We start from the raw sequence: 340 nt of genomic DNA, 5'->3' as shown, positions 1-340 counted from the left end.
ACTTCGCAGTGAACCTTTTCAGGCACACTCTGAAGTTTTCTTGTGTCGCAGTAAAAGATGGTGGAGCTATGCGGGATCGAACCGCAGACCTCCTGCGTGCAAAGCAGGCGCTCTCCCAGCTGAGCTATAGCCCCATCGTAGTCAAACCTCATGAACCGCAATTCTTGTTGAGGCAAGGCGTGGTGACACGAAGCATACTGAAGTATGTGAGTGTCGCCACAACGCAGCATCAGCAAGAATTTGGTAGGCCTGAGTGGACTTGAACCACCGACCTCACCCTTATCAGGGGTGCGCTCTAACCACCTGAGCTACAAGCCTGCAGAGATTTTTACTGCTGTAA

At 51.8% G+C, this 340-nt stretch carries 2 tRNA genes; both read right to left on the bottom strand.

The features are described from left to right. Positions 1–58 precede the first annotated feature (58 nt). A tRNA-Ala gene (locus GTGU_RS23765) sits at positions 59–134 on the bottom strand. A 107-nt stretch (positions 135–241) separates the two neighbouring features. Further along, positions 242–318, bottom strand: a tRNA-Ile gene (locus GTGU_RS23760). Positions 319–340: the final 22 nt, after the last annotated feature.

The organism is Trabulsiella guamensis ATCC 49490 (assembly GCF_000734965.1).
Classification (GTDB): Bacteria; Pseudomonadota; Gammaproteobacteria; order Enterobacterales; family Enterobacteriaceae; genus Trabulsiella; species Trabulsiella guamensis.
This window is presented reverse-complemented; position numbering and strand designations above follow the sequence as displayed.